Genomic DNA, 20,711 nt, shown 5'->3' with positions numbered 1-20,711 from the left:
CGGCCCGGATCGCTCCGGGCCGGTCACCCCTCACGATCTGGAGACAGACACCATGGCGACCATCGCCGATACGCGCCCCCGGGCGTCGAAGACCGAGCCGGGCCGGCCGCGCCGCCGCTCGCGTCTGACGCTGCGCAGCACCCTCATCGGGTGGAGCTTCATCCTCCCCAACTTCCTGGGCTTCGCCGCCCTCACGCTCGTCCCCGTCGTCGTGCTGTTCTACATGTCGATGACGAACTGGAACGTCTTCGGTTCGTCGGCCTTCGTCGGCATCGCCAACTTCCAGCGACTCATCGGTGACGGCAGCTTCCGGATCGCGCTGCTGAACACGCTCTATTACGCGGCTCTGCACATCCCGCTGACGATGGTCGTCGCGCTCGGCCTCGCGCTTCTGCTGAACAACAAGCTGCGCGGCGTGGCGTTCTTCCGCACCGCGGCGTTCTTCCCCTACATCACCTCGATCGTCGCGATCGCGGTGGTGTGGAACCTGCTCTTCAGCCCGGAGTACGGGCCCATCAACGAGATCCTGCGCTTCTTCGGCCTGCACAACCCGCCGGGATGGCTCACGTCGTCGGAGTGGGCGATGCCCGCCGTCGTCATCATCAGCACGTGGCGCGACATGGGCTACTACATGATCCTGTTCCTCGCGGGGCTGCAGACGGTGCCGCGTGAGCTGCACGAGGCGGCCCGCGTCGACGGCGCCAGCGTCTGGCAGCGCTTCGTGAACGTCACCCTGCCGTGTCTGCGTCCGACCACGTTCTTCGTGACCGTGATGCTCACGATCAACTCGTTCAAGATCTTCGACCTCATCCTCGTCATGACGCAGGGCGGCCCCGGGCAGTCGACGCTCGTGCTCTCGCAGTTCATCTACCAGAAGGGCTTCCAGGAGAACCAGTTCGGCTACGCCTCTGCGGCATCCATCGTGTTGTTCCTCCTGTGCATCGTCGTGACGCTCGTGCAGTTCTTCATCAACAAGAAGCGGGACGCCTGATGACCGACCTCCTCGTCCCCGACGCCACCCGCACGCTCGTCACCGCGGGGGCCAAGCCGCCGCGCCGGCGACCGGTCGCGGGTTCCCACCCCGCCCGGCGCGCGGGACGCATCGTCGGCTACGCCGTGATGATCGTCGCGGCGGCAGCCCTCCTGCTGCCGTTCTTCTGGATGATCATGAGTTCGCTCAAGACGCCGAACGACGTCTTCAGTGCCCCCGTGAAGTGGTTCCCCGAGACCTGGGTGTGGAGCAACTACGTCGACATCTGGACGCAGTCCGGCATGCTCACCTGGATCCGCAACACGCTGCTGCTGGCCGTGGTCGTGACCTTCCTCCAGGTGCTCACCGGCTCGTTCGCCGCGTACGGGTTCTCGCGGATGCGCTTCCCGGGGCGCGACGTGCTGTTCCTCGTCTACATCGGCACCATCGCCGTCCCGTGGCAGTCGTACATGATCCCGCAATTCATCCTGCTGTCGAACCTCAAAGTGTCGAACACCCTGTGGGCGATCATCCTCATCCAGGCCTTCGGCGCGTTCGGGGTGTTCCTGATGAAGCAGTACTACGACACGATCCCCGAGGACCTGTCCGAGGCCGCCCGCCTCGACGGGCTCAGCGAATACGGGATCTGGGCGCGCATCATGCTGCCACTGTCGGTCCCCGCGATCGCCAGCCTCACGCTGTTGACGTTCGTGAACACCTGGAACGACTACCTCGGTCCCCTCATCTACCTGCGGAACCCGGATCTGTGGACCATCCAGCTCGGGCTGCAAAGCTTCGTCAGCACGCTGTACGACGCCAACTACGCCCTGTTGTTCGCGGGTCTGACCATGTCGGTCGTGCCGATCGCGATCGTGTTCCTCTTCGGACAGAAGTACTTCGTCGAGGGCATCGCCACGAGCGGGATGAAGGGCTGATCGTGCGTCGCATCTCCCACGACACGTACGCGAGCGTGTTCTCGACGGTCTACCTCGGCCTCATGGTGAACGTACTGCTGCTCGTCACCTGTGCACCGCTGGTGTTCCTGTTGCTGACCACCGATCCAGCACGGACGTGGCCGCTCCTGCTCATCGCCCTGCCGCTGTGCGCCCCCGCGGTGGCCGGTGCCCTCACCGCTTTCCGCGCGCACGGGGTCGGGGAGGCGCGCGTCGTCCGGGCGTTCTTCGCCGGCTGGCGACGGACGGTGCGCAAGGCGCTCGTCATCGGCGCCCTCCTGGCGGCGGTCCTCGCGATCGTGCTCGTCGACGTGCGCGCCGTGTCGGCGGCATCCTGGGCCGTCGTCGTCGTGCCGCTGTGCGGCACGGTCGCGCTGCTCGTCGTGGCCATCGCGCCGGTCGCGCTCACCGCACTGGTGGAGGCCCCCGGGACGCCGCTGCGGGTCGTGCTGTCGACGGCCGCGGTGCTGGCCGTCCGCCGCTGGTACCTGAGCCTCGTCAGCGTGCTCGTGCTCGCGGGCCAGGCCGTGCTGTTCACCACCTCGCCCGCGTTGGCGCTCGGCCTGACCGCCGCGCCCGCCCTCTACCTCGTGTGGGCGAACGCCCGCTTCAGCCTCCGCCCCGCGCTTCCGGCCGACTCCTCGGTCGCCGCCGTCTGAACCGAAGGACTTCTCCCCGCATGACCACCTCCCCTCCGACCGCTGCGGCCGCCGCGCGTGTCGACGCCCCTCGAGCCGCCGTCGACCGTGCCATCGCGCAGGTGTTCGACACCGTCCGCGCGAACATCGACGCCTTCGGCATGCGCTACCCCGACGACACCACGCGCGACAACCGCTATCCGCTGCGTCCGGCCGTCCCCGGCTTCGCCGAGGGGGAGAACCGCGGCTGGACGACGAGCTTCTGGCCCGGCATGCAGTGGATCGCGTGGGAACTGACCGGCGACGAGGCCTTCCGCGACACCGCTCTGGTGCACGCCGCCGACTTCGGGCACCGGGTGCACGAGGAGCGCGACCTCGACACGCACGACCTGGGCTTCCTCTACACCCTCTCGTGCGTGGCGCCGTGGCGCCTGCTCGGCGACGAGGATGCCCGCGCGAGCGCGCTTGCGGCGGCGGACCACCTCATGATGCGCTACCTTCCGTCGGCGGGGATCATCCAGGCCTGGGGCGACCTCGCCGACCCCGCGCAGCGCGGGCGCACGATCATCGACAGCCTCATGAACATGCCCCTGCTGACGTGGGCGGCCGAACAGACCGGCGACCGGCGCTACAGCGACGTCGTCGCGCGCCACACCGCCGAGTTGCGCCGGCGCATCCTGCGTCCCGACGGCTCGACGTTCCACACCTTCTACTGGGATGCCGAGACGGGGGAGCCCTTGCGCGGCGCCACCGAACAGGGCGCCTTCGACGACTCGTGCTGGGCGCGTGGACAGGCGTGGGGCATCTACGGGTTCGCGATGAACCATCGTGCGACCGGCGACGCCGCGCTCCTCGAGGCCTCGCGCACCTGCGCCGAGTACTTCCTCGCCCACCTCCCCTCCGACGACGTGCCCTACTGGGACCTCGTCTACGGCGACGACGCCGATGCGCCGCGCGACAGCTCCTCGGGCGCGATCGCCGTGTGCGGACTCTTCGAGCTCGCGGCCGTCGACCCCGAGGGCGCCGAGCGCTGGCGCGCCGCGGCGGAGCGCATCCTGGCATCCCTGATCGCGCGGTACACCCCCGCGCGCGCCGCGGATGCCGACACGGTGCTGCTGCACAGCGTGTACGACCTGCCGAAGAACGTGGGCGTCGACGAGGGCACCCTCTGGGGCGACTACTTCTACCTCGAGGCGCTCGCCCGCGCGGCCCGTCCCGACTGGCGGCCCGTGTGGTGAGGCTCGCGCGCGTGGGGGACCGCTCGGTCGCCGTCGTGGCGGGCTCCTCGGGCGACCACGTGCTCGACCTCGGCCCGCGCCCCCTTCCCGAGCTGTTCGCCGACCTCGACGGCATCCGTTCCCTCGTGCAGCGGACGGATGCCGAGACCCTGCCGCCCCTGGACCCCTCGGCGCTGCAGGCGCCGGTGGTCCCGCGGACGATGCTCTGCCTCGGCTACAACTACCGGGGGCACGTGCCCGACGGGGTCGACCCCACCGCCGACGATCCGGCCAGCCCCGACGTGTTCGTCAAGACGGCGAACACCTTCGGCGGACCGAACGATCCCGTGATGATCCCCGCCGTGGCCGACGATGTCGACTACGAGGGCGAGATCGCCGTCGTCATCGGGCGTCGCGCGCACGCGGTGAGCCTCGACGACGCGCTGTCGTACGTCGCGGGATACACGCTGCTCAACGACGTGTCCGACCGGTCGTGGCAGCGCAAGCAGAGCCAGTGGGCGCTGGGCAAGTGCTTCGACGGCTTCGCCCCCCTGGGGCCGTGGGTGGTCACCGCCGATGAGGTCGACCCGCAGGACCTGCTGGTCGAGGGCGTGCGCGACGGCGAGGTCACGGTCTCGCAGTCCACGGCGACGACGATCTTCTCGGTCGCCTTCGTCGTCCATCACCTCAGCCAGGTGCTGACCCTCGAGCCGGGCGACGTCATCTCGACCGGCACGCCGCAGAAGCTCCCCGCCGCGCAGGCGGCGCACCGCCCCCTCGTCCCCGGGGACGCGGTGACCGTGCGCGTGGGCGGCATCGGCGACCTCACCACCCGCTTCATCGCACCCCCGGGAGAGCCCGCATGATCCTCGACACCTTCCGCCTCGACGGCCGCGTCGCCGTCGTCACCGGCTCCAGCCGCGGTCTCGGGCAGGGCGCCGCCCTCGCCCTCGCCGAGGCCGGCGCCGACCTCGTGCTCATCGACCGGGGCGACGCGGCGCACACCGCCGACCTCGCCCGGGGCCTGGGGCGTCGCGTGCACACGATCCACCGCGATTTCGTCTCCGCGTCCCGTGACGAGCTCGCCGGCGCGATCGACGAAGCGGCGCAGACGATGGGCCGCATCGACATCCTCGTCAACAACGCCGGGACCATTCGCCGCGCCCCCGCCGTCGAGCACGGCGCGCAGGACTGGGACGACGTGCTCGCGGTCAACCTCGACGCCGTCTTCCATCTCTCGCAGGCCGCAGGCCGACACATGATCGCGCAGGGGTGGGGCCGCATCGTCAACGTCGCGTCGATGCTGTCGTTCCAGGGCGGCATCCTGGTCCCGGGCTACGCCGCCAGCAAGCACGCCGTCGCGGGCCTGACGAAGGCGCTCGCCAACGAGTGGGCGGCCTCCGGCGTCACCGTCAACGCGATCGCGCCGGGCTACATGGCCACCGACAACACCGCCCCGATCCGAGCGGACGCCGATCGCGAGGCCTCCATCCTCGGCCGCATCCCGGCCGGCCGCTGGGGCACGCCCGCCGACCTGCAGGGGGCCTTCGTGTTCCTCGCCTCCGATGCCGCCGCCTACGTCACGGGCGCCGTCATCCCCGTCGACGGCGGGTGGCTCGTGCGCTGAGGCGCGCCGGCACACGCCCGTCCTTCCGCCCCGCGGCCCTGCCGCACCGACCCCCAGGAGAATCGCATGACCGCCTCCATTCCCCAGCGCTACGCCACGCACCCCGAGCAGATCCCGGGCATGACCACCGCGCAGTTGCGCGAGCGTTTCCTCATCGACGACGTCTTCGTCGCCGGCGAGGTGCGGCTGACCTACTCGCACCACGACCGCATCGTGCTCGGCGGTGCCGTGCCGGCCGGCTCGGAGCTCGCGCTCACGGGCTACCCCGAGATCCGCAGCGAGTACTTCCTCGAGCACCGCGAGGTCGGCATCGTCAACGTCGGGGCGGCAGGCACCGTCACGGCCGACGGCGAGGTGTACGAGCTCGTCACCGGCGCGTGCCTGTACCTCGGCCGGGGTGTGCGTGACGTGGTGTTCGCCGACGCCGACGCCGACGCCGCTGCAGTGGGAGAGGGTGCCGACACCGCCGCGCCGGGCGGGGCGCGGTTCTACCTGTTCTCGGCCCCCGCGCACACCGCCTACCCGTCGGCGCTCGTCTCGCCGGGCGAGGGCACGGTGCGCGAGCTCGGCGACCAGGTGACCAGCAACCGCCGCACCCTCAATCAGTACATCCACGAGAACGGCGTGAAGAGCTGCCAGATCGTGATGGGCGTGACGCAGCTGCACCCCGGGTCGATGTGGAACACCATGCCCGCCCACACCCACGACCGCCGCACCGAGTGCTACCTCTACTTCGACCTCCCCGCCGACGCGCGCGTCGTGCACCTCATGGGCGAGCGCGAGGAGACGCGACACCTCATCGTGGGTGACGAGGAGGCCGTCATCTCGCCGAGCTGGTCGCTGCACTCCGGCGTCGGTACGGCCGCGTACTCGTTCGTGTGGGCCATGGCGGGCGAGAACCAGTCCTTCGACGACATGGATGCCGCCCCCATCACCGACCTGCGCTGATGTCCGCCGTGACGCCCGACGACGTCTCCCGTGCCGGTGCGGGCGCGGCCCCTCCGGCATCCGCGTGCGTGCTCCTCGCCGTCGGCGAGACGATGGCGATGCTCGCCCCGTCCGACGGGGGAGGGGTGGTGGATGCCATGACCTTCCTCGTCGATGCGGGAGGCGCCGAGTCCAACGTCGCCGCCCACGCGGCGGCGCTCGGCATGACCGCCCGCTGGTTCAGTCGACTCGGGGCCGATCCCCTCGGCGACCGCGTGCTGCGGCAGATCTCGGCGCGCGGGGTCGACACCACGGGCGTGGTGCGCGACGCGCGGCATCCGACGGGTCTGTACGTCAAAGACCCCGGGCACGGGGTGCGCTACTACCGGGCCGGGTCCGCCGCCTCGCACCTCGCCCCGATGGATGCCGATTCCCTCGCGCTCGACGACGTCGACGTGCTGCACGTCTCGGGGATCACGGCCGCCCTCTCCGCGTCGGCGCGCGCGTTCGTGGATGCGGCGATCACGCGGGCCCACGCGGTCGGGGTGTCGGTCAGCTTCGACGTGAACCACCGCGCGGCCCTGTGGCCGGCAGCGGAGGCGGGCTCGGTGCTCGCCGCCCTCGCGGGCCGGGCCGACGTCGTCTTCGTCGGACGCGACGAGGCGGAGACGCTGTGGGGGACCTCGACCGATACCGCTGTGCGCGCCGTGCTCCCCGGGGTCGCCGAACTCGTCGTGAAAGACGGCGACGTCGGCGCCACCGTCTTCGAGCCCTCGGGCCGCACCTTCGTGCCCGCGCTGCGGGTCGAGGTGCTCGACGCGGTCGGGGCGGGGGACGCCTTCGCCGGGGGCTACCTCGCCGCGCGCGCCCGCGGACTCGACGCCCGCGCCCGCCTCGCGGCCGGACACGAGCGCGCCGCCCTCACCCTCCGCACCTACGGCGACTCGATCGACGACACGGTCGCGCCGCCGACCCCGCTCCCGGACAGGACCCTCGCATGACCCTTCCCCACGACGCCCGCACCTCCTCGGGCTCCGTCTCCGACCGCGCCTCGTCGGGCGATGGCGCCCTCGCCGACGACGACGCCTTCTTCGACGACACCTTCGCCGGGGCCCCGCTCATGGCGATCCTTCGCGGCATGGGTCGGGAGCGCTCGCTCGAGCTCGCGACGACGGCGTGGGATCTCGGCATCCGGTCGGTCGAGGTGCCCCTGCAGACCCCGGCCGACGAGGAAGCGCTGCGCGCCGTGGCCTCCGCGGCGGCGGAGCGCGGCCTGTCCGTCTGCGCGGGCACGATCATCGACCCCGCACAGGTGCCGGTCGCCGTTGCTGCCGGAGCCCGCTACCTCGTGTCGCCGGGGCTCGACCCCGACGTGATCGCGGCGGCCCGCGCGCACGGCATCCCGATCCTCCCCGGCGTGGCGACGCCGAGCGAGGTGCAGCGCGCGGTGGCGCTCGGGCTGCGGTGGCTCAAGGCGTTCCCGGCGACGTGGCTCGGGCCCGCGTGGTTCCGCGTCCTGCGCGGACCGTTCCCCGACGTGAGATTCGTGGCGACCGGCGGTCTCGACGCCGGCAACGTGTCGGAGTTCCTGGATGCCGGGGTGCGCGTCGCCGCGGTCGGCTCGGCTCTCGAAGACTCCTCGCAGCTGCCGCGACTGGCCGCACTGCTTGGGCGCCCCTGACCCGTCTCCGCGTGAGTGCCAGAAATCGTCGCGCACCGTTTCCCGCAAGCGACGATTCCTGGCACTTCGCGCACATCCGTGCAAGCCCGACCCGCGGCGGCGTCGGCGGGAGAAGATTGACCGTCCGAATCGACCCCCACCGAGGAGACCCATGCACGTCAACGCCTACGCGGCGTCGTCCGCGACCTCGCCCCTTGAGCCCACGACCATCGAGCGTCGTGACGTCGGCCCGAAGGACGTCCTGATCGACATCGCCTACGCCGGCATCTGCCACTCCGACATCCACACCATCCGCGGCGAGTGGGGCGACGTGCCCTACCCCCTGACCGTGGGCCACGAGATCGTCGGCACGGTCGCCGAGGTCGGCTCCGAGGTCACCAGCCACAAGGTCGGCGACCGCGTCGGCGTCGGCTGCATGGTGAACTCGTGCCGCGAGTGCGAGAACTGCCTCGCCGGCGAGGAGCAGTACTGCGAGAAGGGCAACATCGGCACGTACGGCGCGAAGGACGTCGACGGCACGATCACCCAGGGCGGCTACAGCGAGAAGATCGTCGTCGACGAGCACTTCGTGCTGCGTGTGCCCGAGTCGATCCCCTACGAGAAGGCCGCTCCGCTGCTGTGCGCCGGCATCACGACCTACTCGCCGCTGAACCACTGGAACGCCGGCCCCGGCAAGAAGGTCGCCGTCGTCGGCCTCGGCGGTCTCGGCCACATGGCCGTCAAGATCGCCCACGCGATGGGCGCCGAGGTCACCGTGCTGTCGCAGACGCTCAGCAAGAAGGACGACGGCCTGAAGATGGGCGCCGACCACTACTACGCGACGAAGGACGAAGAGACCTTCGACAAGCTGAAGAAGAGCTTCGACCTCATCATCAACACCGTCAGCGCGCCGCTCGACCTCAAGCAGTACCTCGGTCTGCTCGCGCTGAACGGCACGATGGTCAACGTCGGCGCCCCGCCGGAGCCCCTGCCCATCCAGGTCTTCACGCTGTTCACCAACCGCCGTTCCTTCGCGGGTTCGTCGATCGGCGGCATCCGCGAGACCCAGGAGATGCTCGACTTCTGCGCCGAGAACGGCATCGCGCCCGAGACCGAGCTCATCTCGGCCGACCAGATCAACGAGGCCTACGAGCGCGTGCTCAAGAGCGACGTGCGCTACCGCTTCGTCATCGACGCGAAGACCTTGGCCCCCGCCTGATCCCGCTCAGGCCCGGATGCCACGGCCCCGACGTTCCCCGGAGCGTCGGGGCCGCGGCATCCCCGCCGCCTTCGTCGCCGATAAACGCCATTCCTGTGCAGAAACGCCGCCTCGCGGCGTGTTTCGCACGGATTGGCGATTATCGGTGCCGGCCGGCCGGACAACGCGAAAGCGGCGCCGCCCCGCAGGACGGCGCCGCCTCGATGACGGTGTTAGGCCTGGCCGAGCGCCGCCGAGACGACCGCGCGTGCCTCTTCCTGCACCTCGCGCAGGTGGTCCTCGCCGCGGAGCGACTCGGCGTACAGCTTGTAGACGTCTTCGGTGCCCGAGGGGCGCGCGGCGAACCACGCCGACTCCGTCTGCACTTTCAGGCCGCCGATCGCGGCGCCGTTGCCCGGCGCGTGCGAGAGCTTCGCCACGATCGGCTCTCCCGCGAGCTCGGTCGCGCTGACGGCATCCGGAGACAGCTTCGACAGGGACGACTTCTGCGCGGGAGAGGCCGGGGCGTCGACGCGCTGGTAAGCGGAGGCGCCGAATTCGGACTCGAGCTCGGCGTAGCGCTGCGAGGGCGTCTTGCCGGTCACGGCGAGGATCTCGGCCGCGAGCAGGCAGAGCAGGATGCCGTCCTTGTCCGTGGTCCAGACGGTGCCGTCCTTGCGCAGGAACGACGCTCCGGCCGACTCCTCGCCGCCGAACGCCACGGAGCCGTCGAGCAGGCCCGGCACGAACCACTTGAAGCCCACGGGAACCTCGAGCAGCGTCTTGCCGAGCGAGGCGGCGACCTTGTCGATGATCATCGACGACACGAGGGTCTTGCCCACCGCGGCATCCGTCGGCCAGCCCTCGCGGTGCGAGAAGAGGTAGTCGATCGCGACGGCCAGGTAGTGGTTGGGGTTCATCAGCCCCGCATCGGGGGTGACGATGCCGTGCCGGTCGGCGTCGGCGTCGTTGCCCGTGAGGATGTCGTACTCGTCACGCGCGGCGACGAGGGAGGCCATGGCCGAGGGCGACGAGGGGTCCATGCGGATCTTCTCGTCCCAGTCGAGCGTCATGAACTTCCACGTCGGGTCGACCTCGGGGTTCACCACCGTCAGGTCGAGGCCGTACACCTCGGCGATCAGCGCCCAGTACTCCACCGAGGCCCCGCCGAGCGGGTCGGCGCCGATGCGCACGCCGGCGCTCTTGATGGCGTCGACGTCGATGATGGATGCCAGGTCGCGCACGTACGCGTCGCGGAAGTCGTACTGGCCGAGGGCGTCGAGGTCGATGTCGGCGTGCGGGGTGCGGTGCACGCCCTCGAGGCCTGCGGCGATGAGCTCGTTCGCGCGGTCGGCGATCCAGCCGGTCGCGTCGGTGTCGGCGGGCCCGCCGTGCGGGGGGTTGTACTTGAAGCCGCCGTCGCGCGGGGGGTTGTGCGAGGGGGTGACGACGATGCCGTCGGCGCGGCCCGGGTCGTCGGCCGCACGGCCGCGGTTGTAGGTGAGAATGGCGTGGCTGAGCGCCGGGGTCGGCACCCACGCGTCACGGGAATCCACGCGGACGTCGACGCCGTTCGCGACGAGCACCTCGATGGCGCTGCGCTCGGCCGGCAGCGACAGGCCGTGCGTGTCGCGGCCGAGGAAGAGGGGCCCGGTGATGCCCTGCGCCGCGCGATAGTCGACGATCGCCTGCGTGGTGGCGAGGATGTGATCCTCGTTGAAGCTCGTGCTCAACGACGAACCACGGTGGCCGCTCGTGCCGAAGGCGACGCGCTGCTCGGGCACCGCGGCATCCGGCTTGCGGTCGTAATACGCGGCGATCAGTTCGTCGATGTCGATGAGATCGGATGCCTCTGCGGGCTGCCCTGCGCGACTGCTCATGCGCCCAGTCTGCCCGGTGTCTCCGACATGCGCACACGCGGTTGCGCATTCACGGCGAATCCGTCGTCGCGCGGCGCCCAGACGGGAGCGAAGAGGGTCCGCGCGTCGCCGGTCTAGGCTGTACGCCGTGCTGCCCGACACAGAGACCGTGCCCGCCCGCCGTACTTACAGCTACCTGGGTCCCGCCGGCACGTTCACCGAAGCCGCTCTCGCGCAGGTCCCCGAGGCGCGCGATCAGATCTGGCGGCCCGTGCGTAATGTCGGCGAGGCGCTGGCCGACGTCGTCGAGGGCCGATCGGATGCCGCGATGATCGCGATCGAGAACTCCGTCGACGGCGGAGTGTCGACCGCGCAGGACGCGCTGGCCACGGTCCCGGGCCTGCGGATCGTCGGCGAGTACCTCGTGCCCGTGAACTTCGTGCTCGTGGGCCGGCCCGGGGCGACCCTCGCCGATGTCGCGCTGATCGCCGCCCACCCCGTCGCCTACGGGCAGTGCCTCGGCTGGTTGAGCCGGAACGTCCCCGCGCATGCCCACCTCCCCGCCGAGAGCAACGTCGCCAGCGCCCTGGGAGTGCTCGACGGCACGAGCGCCGCCGACGCCGCGATCGCGGCCCCCGGCATCGTCGCGCACCACGATCTGACGGTCCTCGCCGAGAGCATCGGCGACAACCCGAACGCGGTGACGCGCTTCGTGCTCGTCAGCCGCACCGTGGCACCCGCGCCCCCGACCGGTGCCGATAAGACCTCGCTCATCGTCGAGCTGCCCGAGGACCATCCCGGCGCCCTGCTCGAGCTGCTCGAGCAGTTCGCCACCCGTGGCATCAACCTGAGTCTGCTGGCATCCCGCCCCATCGGCGACGCGCTCGGTCGCTACCGTTTCGTCATCGACGCCGACGGGCACGTGCACGACGAGCGCATGGCTGACGCGCTGCTCGGGCTGCGGCGCTTCAGCCCGAAGGTCATCTTCCTGGGCTCCTACGCGCGGGCGGACCGCGCCATCGTGCGTTATCCGCAGCGCTACAGCGACGACGTGTTCGTCGAGGCCCGCGACTGGCTGCGCGGCCTGCTGAGCGGCGAACCGGAGGCCTGACCGGCAGACCGGCGCGGTGCCGGCGAGGTCCCTGAGTGTCGAAGGGACCGGGCTCCGCGTCAGGCCGCCACGGCCTCCCGCGCCGCGATCAGCTCGAGCGTCTGCACCCGGCCCTCCGAGCCTTCACCGTCGTACGCGCCGGCGACGGGCGACACCATGATCTCGTCGACACCGTGCTGCGCGGCGAAGGCGGCGAGCTGGCCCTGCACGTCGGCGCCCGTCCCGATGAACCACTTCTGACGCGTCGACGCCATGATCGACTCCGCCATCGAATCGAACGGGTCGGCCTTCGCCTGCTCGATCGTCTCGAGGGGAACGAGCGGCTTGTTCGTGCGCAGTCGCGCCATCATCCGCAGCTGCGGCAGAGCGCGGTCCTCAGCCTCCTCGGCCGTGGGGGCGGTGACGACGTTCGCGGTGACGAAGGTGCGCGGGCCGTCACCGGTCTCGTTCGGCACGAACTGATCGCGATATAGGCGCAGCGCTCGGTCCAGTCCCTCGCCGGCGAAGTGGTTCGCGAACACGTACGGCAGTCCGAAGCTCGCGGCGAGCTGCGCGGAGTAGTCGCTCGATCCGAGCAGCCACACCTGCGGCATCCCGGATGCCGACGGGGTCGCCTTCACCTGGTACTCGCTGCCGGAGGTGAAACGCACCGTGGCCCCCTCGGGGGAGGTGAGGGCGATGATGTCGGTGACGTGGTCGGGGAACCGCGAGACGTCGCTCGTCGTGCCCGAGCGGTTCAGCAGCTGCGTGATGACCGGGTCGCTGCCCGGCGCGCGACCGATGCCGAGGTCGATACGACCGGGGGCCAGCGCCTCGAGCGCAGCGAACTGCTCCGCGACGATGAGGGGGGAGTGATTGGGCAGCATGACGCCGCCCGACCCCACCCGGATCCGACTCGTGCGCGCGGCCGCCGCGGCGATCAGCACCGGGGGAGTGGTGGATGCCACCGAGGGCATGTTGTGGTGCTCGGCGAACCAGTACCGGCGGTAGCCGAGGCGGTCGGCCCGCTCGACGAGATCGAGGGCCGCGCTCACCGCCTGAGCGCTGGTCTGCCCGTGGCGCACGGGCACGAGGTCGAGAACGGAGAGGGAAGGGATCGCGTCGTTCACCTCGAGGGGAACGTCCACGGGACGGACGGTATTCCCCTCGCGCGGGTGCACGACGGGGTGGCCCAGGGCGCCGGCCGAGGGCTCGCCGGCCGAGGGCTCGGCATCCACCCACAGGTTTCTCCCAGGAAGGATTCTGTGACGAATCCGCTCCGTCGCGCGTCTCACCTCTGACATCGCGGGACACAGGGTCCCGGAACGACGGAAGGAAGCGAACATGGCTGACACCATCACCACCGCCACCCCCACCCCCTCCAAGAAGGACGGCGGCTCGACCGTCATCGTCGACGCCGTCGTCGCCAAGGTCGCCGGTATCGCCGCGGCCGAGGTCCCCGGCGTCCACGCCCTCGGTGGCGGCGCCGCCCGCGTCATCGGCAACCTCCGCCAGGCCGTCGGCGCGAAGGACCACGCCCAGGGCGTGAGCGTCGAGGTCGGCGAGACCGAGGTCGCCGCCGACATCGCGATCCAGGTCGATTACCCCGAGCAGCTGCAGCGCGTGGCCGCGAACGTCCGTTCGGCCGTGCACCAGGCCATCACCGAGCTCGTGGGCATGAAGGTCGCCGAGATCAACGTGACCGTGGTCGACGTCTTCATCCCGGGCGACGACGACGAAGACGACGCCACCGAGCCGCGCGTCAACTGACATCCGTCGACAAGGGGCGTCACCGCGAGGTGGCGCCCCTTTCGCGTACCCGGATGCCGACCTCCCCGGCGACCCCCGGGGAACGGCGCCCACGCAGACGTGAGTCCCGACCTCAGCCCCCGTGCCGCACGTGCGCGTAGGCGTCGAGCGCGCGTTTGCGGGTCTCGCCGAGGTCGACCATCGGCTCCGGTGGGTCCTCGCCGAGGAACTCCGGCGCCCACTTTCGCACGTACTCGTCATGCGGGTCGAATTTCTTGCGCTGGGTCTCCGGGTTGAACACGCGGAAGTAGGGAGCAGCGTCCGCGCCCGATCCCGCGACCCACTGCCAGTTGAAGGGGTTGCTCGCGGCATCCGCATCGACCAGGCAGTCCCAGAACCACTGCTCGCCGTGACGCCAGTCGATCAGCAGGTTCTTGATGAGGAAGGATGCCGTGACCATGCGCACGCGGTTGTGCATCACGCCGGTCTTCCAGAGCTGTCGCATCCCGGCGTCCACCACGGCGACGCCGGTCTCGCCTCGCTGCCAGGTCTCGAGGTGCGCACGGTCCAGCTCCGGCCACGGGAACGCGTCGAAATTCCGACGCCAATTGGCGGTGGCGATGTCGGGGGAGTGGTACGTCACGTGCCACGCGAACTCCCGCCACACCAGCTCGGACAGGAACCCGCTCGCGCTCTGCGCATGCTGACCGGAGCCCTTGTGCTCGAGGGTGTCGTGCCAGACCTGGTACGGGCTCAGCTCGCCCCACCGCAAGCGGGGCGAGAGGTTCGAGGTGGCACCGCCGGCGAACTCGTCGCGGTACTTCGAGTAATCGCCGAGATCCTCGTCGAGGAACTCCTTCAGCCGCGCCCTCGCGGCGGGCTCACCGGGCTCCCACGTCTCGCGCAGCCCTCCGGCCCAATCCGGCTTCGTCGGCAGCAGGCCCCACGACGCGAGGTCGTCGGAGTCGACGGATGCCGACACCCCGGGCACCCTCCGCGCCTCGGGCATCGGCGGACGCGGCGCCGGCAGCTTCTGCACGGCGCGCGAGAAGGGGCTGTAGACACCGTACGGCTTGTCGCTCTGGGTGCGCACGGTCCACGGCTCGTACATCAGGTTCGCCGCGAACGACGCCACGGTCACCTCGTCGTCGCGCAGCTTCTCCTTGATGCCGGCGTCGATCTCGCGCTCGACACCGCCGTATCGGCGGTTCCAGAACACCGCGCCCGCACCGACCTCGTCGACGAGGGCGGGGAGCACCTTCGCCGCCGCCCCTCGACGCAGCACGAGCGTCGCGCCCCGATCCTCGAGCCGCTCGGCGAGGGATGCCAGCGACCCGTGCAACCACCAGCGCGCCGCCCCGCCGATCTCGCGCACGCCGTCCGATTCCTCGTCGAGCACGTACAGCGCGACGATCGGCTCGTCGCGGTCGAGCGCCGCGCGCAGCGCCGGGTTGTCGGTCAGGCGGAGGTCGTCACGGAACCACACGATCGAGGGCGAAGCCATCCCTCGACGCTAGCCACCGCCGCATCCGGCCCCGCGGGCTTGACAGGCGTCCGTCGCTCCCGGCGGGCCGCGTCGGCTGAGCCGTCGCCGAGATCACGCGCTCCCGCCGAGATCACGCGCGATTGAACACGATCACGTCTGATCTCGTACAACGCGCATGATCTCGCCGGACGCCGGACGCCGGACGCCGGACGCCGGACGCCGGACGCCCGGCCCGCGGGAACGCCGTGCGTCAGATCGAAGAGACGTCGTGCCCCTTCGGCAGCGCCACGACGAGTCCGCCCGCGACGATGCGCGTGTAGATGCGCGTCGCCTCGCCGAACTCGTCTCCGTCGAGCTCGATCGGCTGGGCGGGAGCCGTCGCGAGTTCGATGCCCGTGCCTCGCAGGTAGCGCACCGAGGTGTCCTTGCGCCGTTCGAGCACGCGACGGCCGGCGCGAAACCTGCGAAGCACCGAGTTGTCCCAGACGATGCTGCGCCACACTCCCAGCCAGCCCAGCACTCCGCTCGGCTGCAGCACCGCCACGTCGAGGCGGCCGTCGGCGATGGAGGCGTCGGGGATCAACGCCACGCCGCCCTGCAGCGCCCCGCAGTTGGCGAAGAGCACGCTCTGCACCCTCGCTGAGTGAAGGCGGTGACCGTTGAGCTGGTACATCACGCGGAACGGCTTCGCCTTGACGAGCGATCGGGCGGCGCCGTCGACGTAGGCGACCCAGCCGACCTGCTTCTTCAGGTCGTCGCGGGTGTTCTGGATCATCGCGGCGTCCAGGCCCATGCCGGCCATGACCGAGAACCCGTGCTCCTCGATCTCGCCGTCGGCGCGGCGGATGCGGGCCAGCCCGGTGTCGATGGAATGGATGTCGCCGTCGAAGGTCGCTCGGATCATCGCGTCGGTGTCGGTCAGCGGCAGGTTCAGGTTGCGCGCGAGCAGATTGCCCGTGCCGCTCGGCACGATCGTGAGGGGGACGCCGGTGGAGGTGAGGGCCTCGGCCACCGCGCGGACGGTACCGTCGCCGCCGGCCACGAGCACGGAATCCACCTTCTCGTCGAGGGCCGCGCGCGTGGCGTCGTCGCCTAGGTCGTCGACCGTCGTCTCGTAGAACAGCGGCTCGGCCCAGCCTGCCTCGGCCGACAGCTCGGCCACCCGGGCGCGCAGCGTCTCGGGGTCGACTTTCGTCGGGTTGTACACCAGGGCCGCGCGCTTCTCGCCGGTGTGCTCGGCATCCATCGGAGCCTCGTCGCCCTCGGCGTCCACGCGCTGCGCCTTGCCGGGCAGCTCGGCCGACGAGTCGGGGTCGACGTCCTCCGGCTGGTGGATGGTGTCGTCGGGCTCCGCGGCGTCCTTCGGGTGGGGGACGTCCTTCCGCGGATGATCGGCCACGTCGTCGCCCAGGCGTGCGGCGTCGAAGTGCTCCTGCGACCCGTCCGCGGCGGCGGCATCGGCCTTCACCTCGGTGGGGGCATCGGCGGGGTCGTGCTCGGGGGACTCCGCGTCGTCACGCGGCTCGTCAGGGGCGGCCATGGCTCCACCATAGGACCGCGCGGGGAGCATGACCCGGCCTGAGAGGTGGGGGTTGACGGCGGGATGCCGCGCGCGCATGCGCCGGGCGTGTCGTCGCGTCATGGCGCGGGAGGGTCGCTTCGGGACGGGATGCCGGGGCGGTGGACGTCGCGAGGACACGCCCGGGCGTCTGCGGATCGGGGTGCGCCGCCCGCCGCGGGGGGAGCGGGCGAGCGCGACCGTAGGATGGACGCGTGATCGACCTGACTCTGCTGCGTGAAGATCCCGAGCTCGTGAAGCGCTCCCAGATCGCCCGCGGGGAGTCGCCGGATTCGGTGGATGACGCGCTCGCCGCCGACCGCGACCGCCGCGCCGCCATCACCGCCTTCGAGGAGCTGCGCGCGTCGCAGAACGCGCACGGCAAACGCGTCGCCCAGGCGCCGAAGGACGAGAAGGCCGCCCTCGTCGCGGAGGCCAAGCAGCTCAGCGAGAAGGTCAAGGCGGCTCAGCACGCGGTCACCGCCGCCGAAGAGGCAGCGGATGCGGCCCTGGCCAAGATCGAGAACATCGTGCTCGAGGGAGTCCCGGCCGGAGGGGAGGCGGACTTCGTCACCCTGCGCACGCACGGCGACGTCCCCACCTACGAGTTCACGCCGCGCGACCACCTCGAGATCGGCGAGTTGCTCGGCGCGATCGACATGGAGCGCGGCACGAAGGTCTCGGGCAGCCGCTTCTACTTCCTCACGGGCATCGGTGCGCGCCTCGAGCTCGCGCTCATGACGCTCGCGCTCGACCGGGCCCTCCAGGCCGGGTTCACGCCCATGATCCCGCCGACTCTCGTGCGTCCGGAGGTCATGCGCGGCACCGGCTTCCTCGGCCAGCACGCTGACGAGGTGTACCACCTGCCCAAGGAGGACCTGTACCTGGTGGGCACGAGCGAGGTCCCCCTCGCCGGCTACCACATGGACGAGATCCTCGACCTCGAGCGCGGCGCCAAGCGCTACGCCGGCTGGTCCACCTGCTACCGCAGCGAGGCCGGCTCGTACGGCAAGGACACCCGCGGCATCATCCGCGTGCATCAGTTCAACAAGCTCGAGATGTTCGTCTACACCGACCCGGCGGATGCCGAGGCCGAGCACGACCGTCTCGTCGCGATGCAGGAGGGCATGCTGCAGGACCTCGGTCTGGCCTACCGCGTGATCGACGTGGCCGCGGGCGACCTGGGGTCCAGCGCCGCGCGCAAGTTCGACATCGAGGCGTGGGTCCCCACGCAGGACGCCTACCGCGAGCTCACGAGCACGTCGAACTGCACGACCTACCAGGCGCGTCGCCTCGACACGCGCTTCCGTCCCGCGGATGGCGGCAAGACGCAGCCGGTCGCCACCCTCAACGGCACGCTGGCGACCACGCGGTGGATCGTGGCGCTCCTCGAGACGCACCAGCGCGCGGACGGCTCGGTCACGGTCCCCGAGGTTCTCCGGCCCTACCTGGGTGGCCTCGAGGTCATGGAGCCGATCGCATGACCGACGAGGCCGCGCTCCCCGCCACCGGCGCCGTCGAGAGCACCCCGAAGCAGGAGGCGGCCGATGTCGTCGCCGACCTGGCCGACGACACCCGCGCGGGCGCGGTCCCGGCGGAGCGCATGCTCATCGCGCTCGACATCGACGGCACCGTCCTCCTCGAAGACGACACCCTCAGCCCGGGCGTGGTCGAGGCCGTGGCCGACGCCCACATCGCCGGCCACGAGGTCATGCTCGCGACCGGACGCAGCTGGGACAGCACGCACGGGATCATGCGGCGCCTCGGCATCCGGCCCGAGTACGCCGTGTGCTCGAACGGCGCGGTCATCATGCGCCGCGTCGGAGCGGACGATGCCGACGAGTACGAGCTCGCCCACGTCGAGACGTTCGACCCGACCGAGGTACTGACGCTGCTGGGCGAGCACCTCGCCGGGGCGCACTTCCTCGTCGAGCTGGCCGACGGCACGCGCCTGTTCACCGACTACCTCGACGACTGGAACCTCGAGGGCGCCAACAAGGTGACCTTCGCCGAGCTGTCCGACCAGCCGGTGTGCCGCGTCGTGGTCGTGGCGCCCGAGCAGACCGACCAGGACTTCCTCGAACTGGTCGAGCGCATCGGCCTCACCCAGGTGTCGTACGCGATCGGCTGGACGGCGTGGCTCGACATCGCCCCGCAGGGCGTCGACAAGTCCACCGCGCTCGAGCTGGTGCGCGGCTGGCTGGGCATCGCCCCCGACCGCGTGCTCGTGATGGGCGACGGGCGCAACGACATCGAGATGATGCAGTGGGCCGTCCGCAACGGCGGTCGCGCCATCGCGATGCACCAGGGCCCGCCCGAGGTGCACGCCGCGGCCGGAGAGGTCGGCCTGTCGGTCACCGAGGGCGGCGTCGCCGCGATCCTGCGCTCGCTCTAGTCACGCACGCGAGGTCCCCGAGCCCGCCACAGAGACCGGCACCCGTGCGGACGGCCCCCGAGTCCGTCAGCGCCCCCACGCCTCCCGCACCGCCGTGCGGAGCGTCCGCGCGTCGGACCGGTCGAGCGCGCGGCGACTCCGCGCGAACGCCGCGCGGGCGGCATCCCGGAACACTTCGGCCTGCGCGGGAGAGGATGCCGCGAGCGACGCGAGGCACTTCTGCAGACGGATCTGCACCTCGATGTGCTCCGCCCCGTCGCGCGCGAGGGGGCGGAAGGCGTCGGCGGCGAGGTCGGACAGCGGCGGAGCCGGAACGAACACGTGCTCGTGATCGATGTCCTCGGCCCGCTCTGTGGTGAGGGCGCGCGAGAACACGCGCTGAAGGGCGGCGATGACGTCGATCGCCGTCCCGGGGTCGTTCACCGCGGGGGAGAGTGCGCGGCTGCCGATCTCCGCGAGAGCGATGACACCGAACCGCGGATCCTGCTCGTACGTGCGGTGATGCTCCACGCGGAAGGCGCGGATGACCGCGGAGACGACGTCGTCATCGGGACCGCCCGTGACGAAGGCGAGGGGAACGCGCGCATCGGCCGTCCGTCCGGGGGTGGCGTTGACGTGGATCTCCACGTCCGCTTGACGCGCGAGACGATCCAGCACCGCCACGTCGATGTGAGTGACGTAGCCGACCTTCTCGGCATGGACGGCGACGGCGTCGGGGGGAATCGGCACGGCGGGACGGGCCCCGAGGGTCGGGTGCTCGGCGTGGAGCTCGAGTGACAGCGCGGCTGCTTCCTCGACGCGGTCGATCACGTCGGCCATCCGTCCGAACGTCGACAGGTGCGAGATCCACCGCAGCAACGTCACGACGACGATGGCGATGATGACCAGCGTCGCGACGAACAGGATCGTGCGCCCCTGCTGCTCGTAGTACCCGGTCGACAGCGCGACGATGCCGACGAGCGAGAACGCGAACGCCCCCACGAAGGTCGAGACGGCGTTCTGCGATGTGGGGTCGGCGATGAGCAACTGCGTGGACCGCGGCGTCGCGGTCGTGGTCGCCGAGGAGAAGGCGGTCACCATGGCCGTCACCGAGAACGTGCTCACCGTCAGCATGGCCGTCGCGATGATCTGCAGGAGGGAGTCGACGGCGCCGTCCCCCAGCGAGAAGCTGAACGAGAACGGCAGGAGAGGACCGATGAACTTGGCCGCGAGGGCGACGATGATCGCGATCACCGTGAAGGCGGCCGCGCGCACCCAGACCTGCCTGCCCAGCCGGAGGAAGAAGGATGCCAGCGCTCCACGCGATCTCATCGCCATGCTCCGACGCTAGTGAGCCCCGGCGCCACGGCACGGGGGCTGGACGCCGCCGTCGCGGGCGGTCGGT

General features: G+C 70.9%; 19 protein-coding genes. 14 read left to right on the top strand and 5 right to left on the bottom strand.

Going from position 1 to position 20,711, the window contains the following annotated elements; translation table 11 throughout:
* Positions 1-52: 52 nt before the first annotated feature.
* The 10 genes from B0B15_RS00385 to B0B15_RS00340 all read left to right on the top strand — a co-directional run bounded on the left by B0B15_RS00385 (position 53) and on the right by B0B15_RS00340 (position 9,211).
* Positions 53-991: a carbohydrate ABC transporter permease gene (locus tag B0B15_RS00385; RefSeq protein ID WP_076672776.1), complete on the top strand. Its 939-nt coding sequence runs from the start codon at positions 53-55 to the stop codon at positions 989-991.
* Positions 991-1,905: a carbohydrate ABC transporter permease gene (locus tag B0B15_RS00380; RefSeq protein WP_076672775.1), complete on the top strand. Its 915-nt coding sequence runs from the start codon at positions 991-993 to the stop codon at positions 1,903-1,905. The genes B0B15_RS00385 and B0B15_RS00380 overlap by 1 nt, the downstream gene beginning before the upstream one ends.
* A 2-nt stretch (positions 1,906-1,907) precedes the next feature.
* On the top strand, positions 1,908-2,582 hold the full coding sequence (locus B0B15_RS00375) for a DUF624 domain-containing protein (protein ID WP_076672774.1): 675 nt from the start codon (positions 1,908-1,910) through the stop codon (positions 2,580-2,582).
* A gap of 20 nt (positions 2,583-2,602) precedes the next feature.
* Positions 2,603-3,799 carry a glycoside hydrolase family 88 protein gene (locus B0B15_RS00370; RefSeq protein ID WP_076672773.1) on the top strand — a complete coding sequence of 399 codons (1,197 nt, stop codon included), beginning with the start codon at positions 2,603-2,605 and terminating at the stop codon, positions 3,797-3,799.
* A gap of 11 nt (positions 3,800-3,810) precedes the next feature.
* Complete coding sequence (locus B0B15_RS00365; protein WP_256334114.1) at positions 3,811-4,644, top strand: fumarylacetoacetate hydrolase family protein; 834 nt, start codon at positions 3,811-3,813, stop codon at positions 4,642-4,644.
* Entirely contained in the window at positions 4,641-5,405 is a 765-nt protein-coding gene (gene kduD, locus B0B15_RS00360) for a 2-dehydro-3-deoxy-D-gluconate 5-dehydrogenase KduD (RefSeq protein ID WP_091366270.1), read from the top strand. Before B0B15_RS00365 ends, kduD begins: the two co-directional genes overlap by 4 nt.
* Before the next feature lie 66 nt (positions 5,406-5,471).
* A complete protein-coding gene (kduI, locus tag B0B15_RS00355; protein ID WP_076672771.1) occupies positions 5,472-6,353 on the top strand; it encodes a 5-dehydro-4-deoxy-D-glucuronate isomerase in 882 nt (293 codons plus the stop codon).
* Complete coding sequence (locus tag B0B15_RS00350; protein ID WP_076672770.1) at positions 6,353-7,333, top strand: sugar kinase; 981 nt, start codon at positions 6,353-6,355, stop codon at positions 7,331-7,333. The genes kduI and B0B15_RS00350 overlap by 1 nt, the downstream gene beginning before the upstream one ends.
* Positions 7,330-8,013 (top strand): bifunctional 4-hydroxy-2-oxoglutarate aldolase/2-dehydro-3-deoxy-phosphogluconate aldolase, encoded by a 684-nt coding sequence (locus tag B0B15_RS00345; protein ID WP_083708788.1) that lies wholly within the window; start codon positions 7,330-7,332, stop codon positions 8,011-8,013. The genes B0B15_RS00350 and B0B15_RS00345 overlap by 4 nt, the downstream gene beginning before the upstream one ends.
* A gap of 151 nt (positions 8,014-8,164) precedes the next feature.
* A complete protein-coding gene (locus B0B15_RS00340) occupies positions 8,165-9,211 on the top strand; it encodes an NAD(P)-dependent alcohol dehydrogenase (RefSeq protein ID WP_076672769.1) in 1,047 nt (348 codons plus the stop codon).
* Between the two features lie 212 nt (positions 9,212-9,423).
* Here the strand turns inward: B0B15_RS00340 and pgm are convergent, their stop codons facing one another.
* On the bottom strand, positions 9,424-11,070 hold the full coding sequence (gene pgm, locus B0B15_RS00335) for a phosphoglucomutase (alpha-D-glucose-1,6-bisphosphate-dependent) (RefSeq protein ID WP_076672768.1): 1,647 nt from the start codon (positions 11,068-11,070) through the stop codon (positions 9,424-9,426).
* Between the two features lie 127 nt (positions 11,071-11,197).
* Between pgm and pheA the strand changes: the two genes are divergently transcribed.
* The gene (pheA, locus tag B0B15_RS00330) at positions 11,198-12,160 is read left to right on the top strand and encodes a prephenate dehydratase (RefSeq protein WP_076672767.1); all 963 of its coding nucleotides are present in this window, start codon (positions 11,198-11,200) and stop codon (positions 12,158-12,160) included.
* A 59-nt stretch (positions 12,161-12,219) separates the two neighbouring features.
* On the opposite strand, the gene B0B15_RS00325 is transcribed toward pheA, so the two are convergent.
* The gene (locus B0B15_RS00325) at positions 12,220-13,287 is read right to left on the bottom strand and encodes an LLM class flavin-dependent oxidoreductase (protein WP_371113224.1); all 1,068 of its coding nucleotides are present in this window, start codon (positions 13,285-13,287) and stop codon (positions 12,220-12,222) included.
* Between the two features lie 196 nt (positions 13,288-13,483).
* Here B0B15_RS00325 and B0B15_RS00320 point away from each other — a divergent pair, with 196 nt between their 5' ends.
* Complete coding sequence (locus B0B15_RS00320; RefSeq protein WP_076672766.1) at positions 13,484-13,909, top strand: Asp23/Gls24 family envelope stress response protein; 426 nt, start codon at positions 13,484-13,486, stop codon at positions 13,907-13,909.
* Positions 13,910-14,021: 112 nt separating this feature from the next.
* Here the strand turns inward: B0B15_RS00320 and B0B15_RS00315 are convergent, their stop codons facing one another.
* Positions 14,022-15,392, bottom strand: coding sequence for a cryptochrome/photolyase family protein (locus tag B0B15_RS00315; RefSeq protein ID WP_076672765.1), 1,371 nt, complete (start codon positions 15,390-15,392; stop codon positions 14,022-14,024).
* A 232-nt stretch (positions 15,393-15,624) separates the two neighbouring features.
* Positions 15,625-16,914 carry a diacylglycerol kinase family protein gene (locus B0B15_RS00310; protein ID WP_176776531.1) on the bottom strand — a complete coding sequence of 430 codons (1,290 nt, stop codon included), beginning with the start codon at positions 16,912-16,914 and terminating at the stop codon, positions 15,625-15,627.
* Positions 16,915-17,147: 233 nt separating this feature from the next.
* Here B0B15_RS00310 and serS point away from each other — a divergent pair, with 233 nt between their 5' ends.
* Positions 17,148-18,416, top strand: coding sequence for a serine--tRNA ligase (gene serS / locus B0B15_RS00305; RefSeq protein WP_076672764.1), 1,269 nt, complete (start codon positions 17,148-17,150; stop codon positions 18,414-18,416).
* Positions 18,413-19,327: an HAD family hydrolase gene (locus B0B15_RS00300; RefSeq protein ID WP_076672763.1), complete on the top strand. Its 915-nt coding sequence runs from the start codon at positions 18,413-18,415 to the stop codon at positions 19,325-19,327. Before serS ends, B0B15_RS00300 begins: the two co-directional genes overlap by 4 nt.
* Positions 19,328-19,393: 66 nt before the next feature.
* On the opposite strand, the gene B0B15_RS00295 is transcribed toward B0B15_RS00300, so the two are convergent.
* Entirely contained in the window at positions 19,394-20,644 is a 1,251-nt protein-coding gene (locus B0B15_RS00295; RefSeq protein ID WP_083708787.1) for a DUF2254 domain-containing protein, read from the bottom strand.
* Positions 20,645-20,711: the final 67 nt, after the last annotated feature.

Source organism: Microbacterium sp. RU1D (assembly GCF_900156435.1).
Taxonomy (GTDB): domain Bacteria; phylum Actinomycetota; class Actinomycetes; order Actinomycetales; family Microbacteriaceae; genus Microbacterium.
Note: the sequence above shows the minus strand (reverse complement) of the source record. Positions and strands in the feature narration are given on the sequence as shown.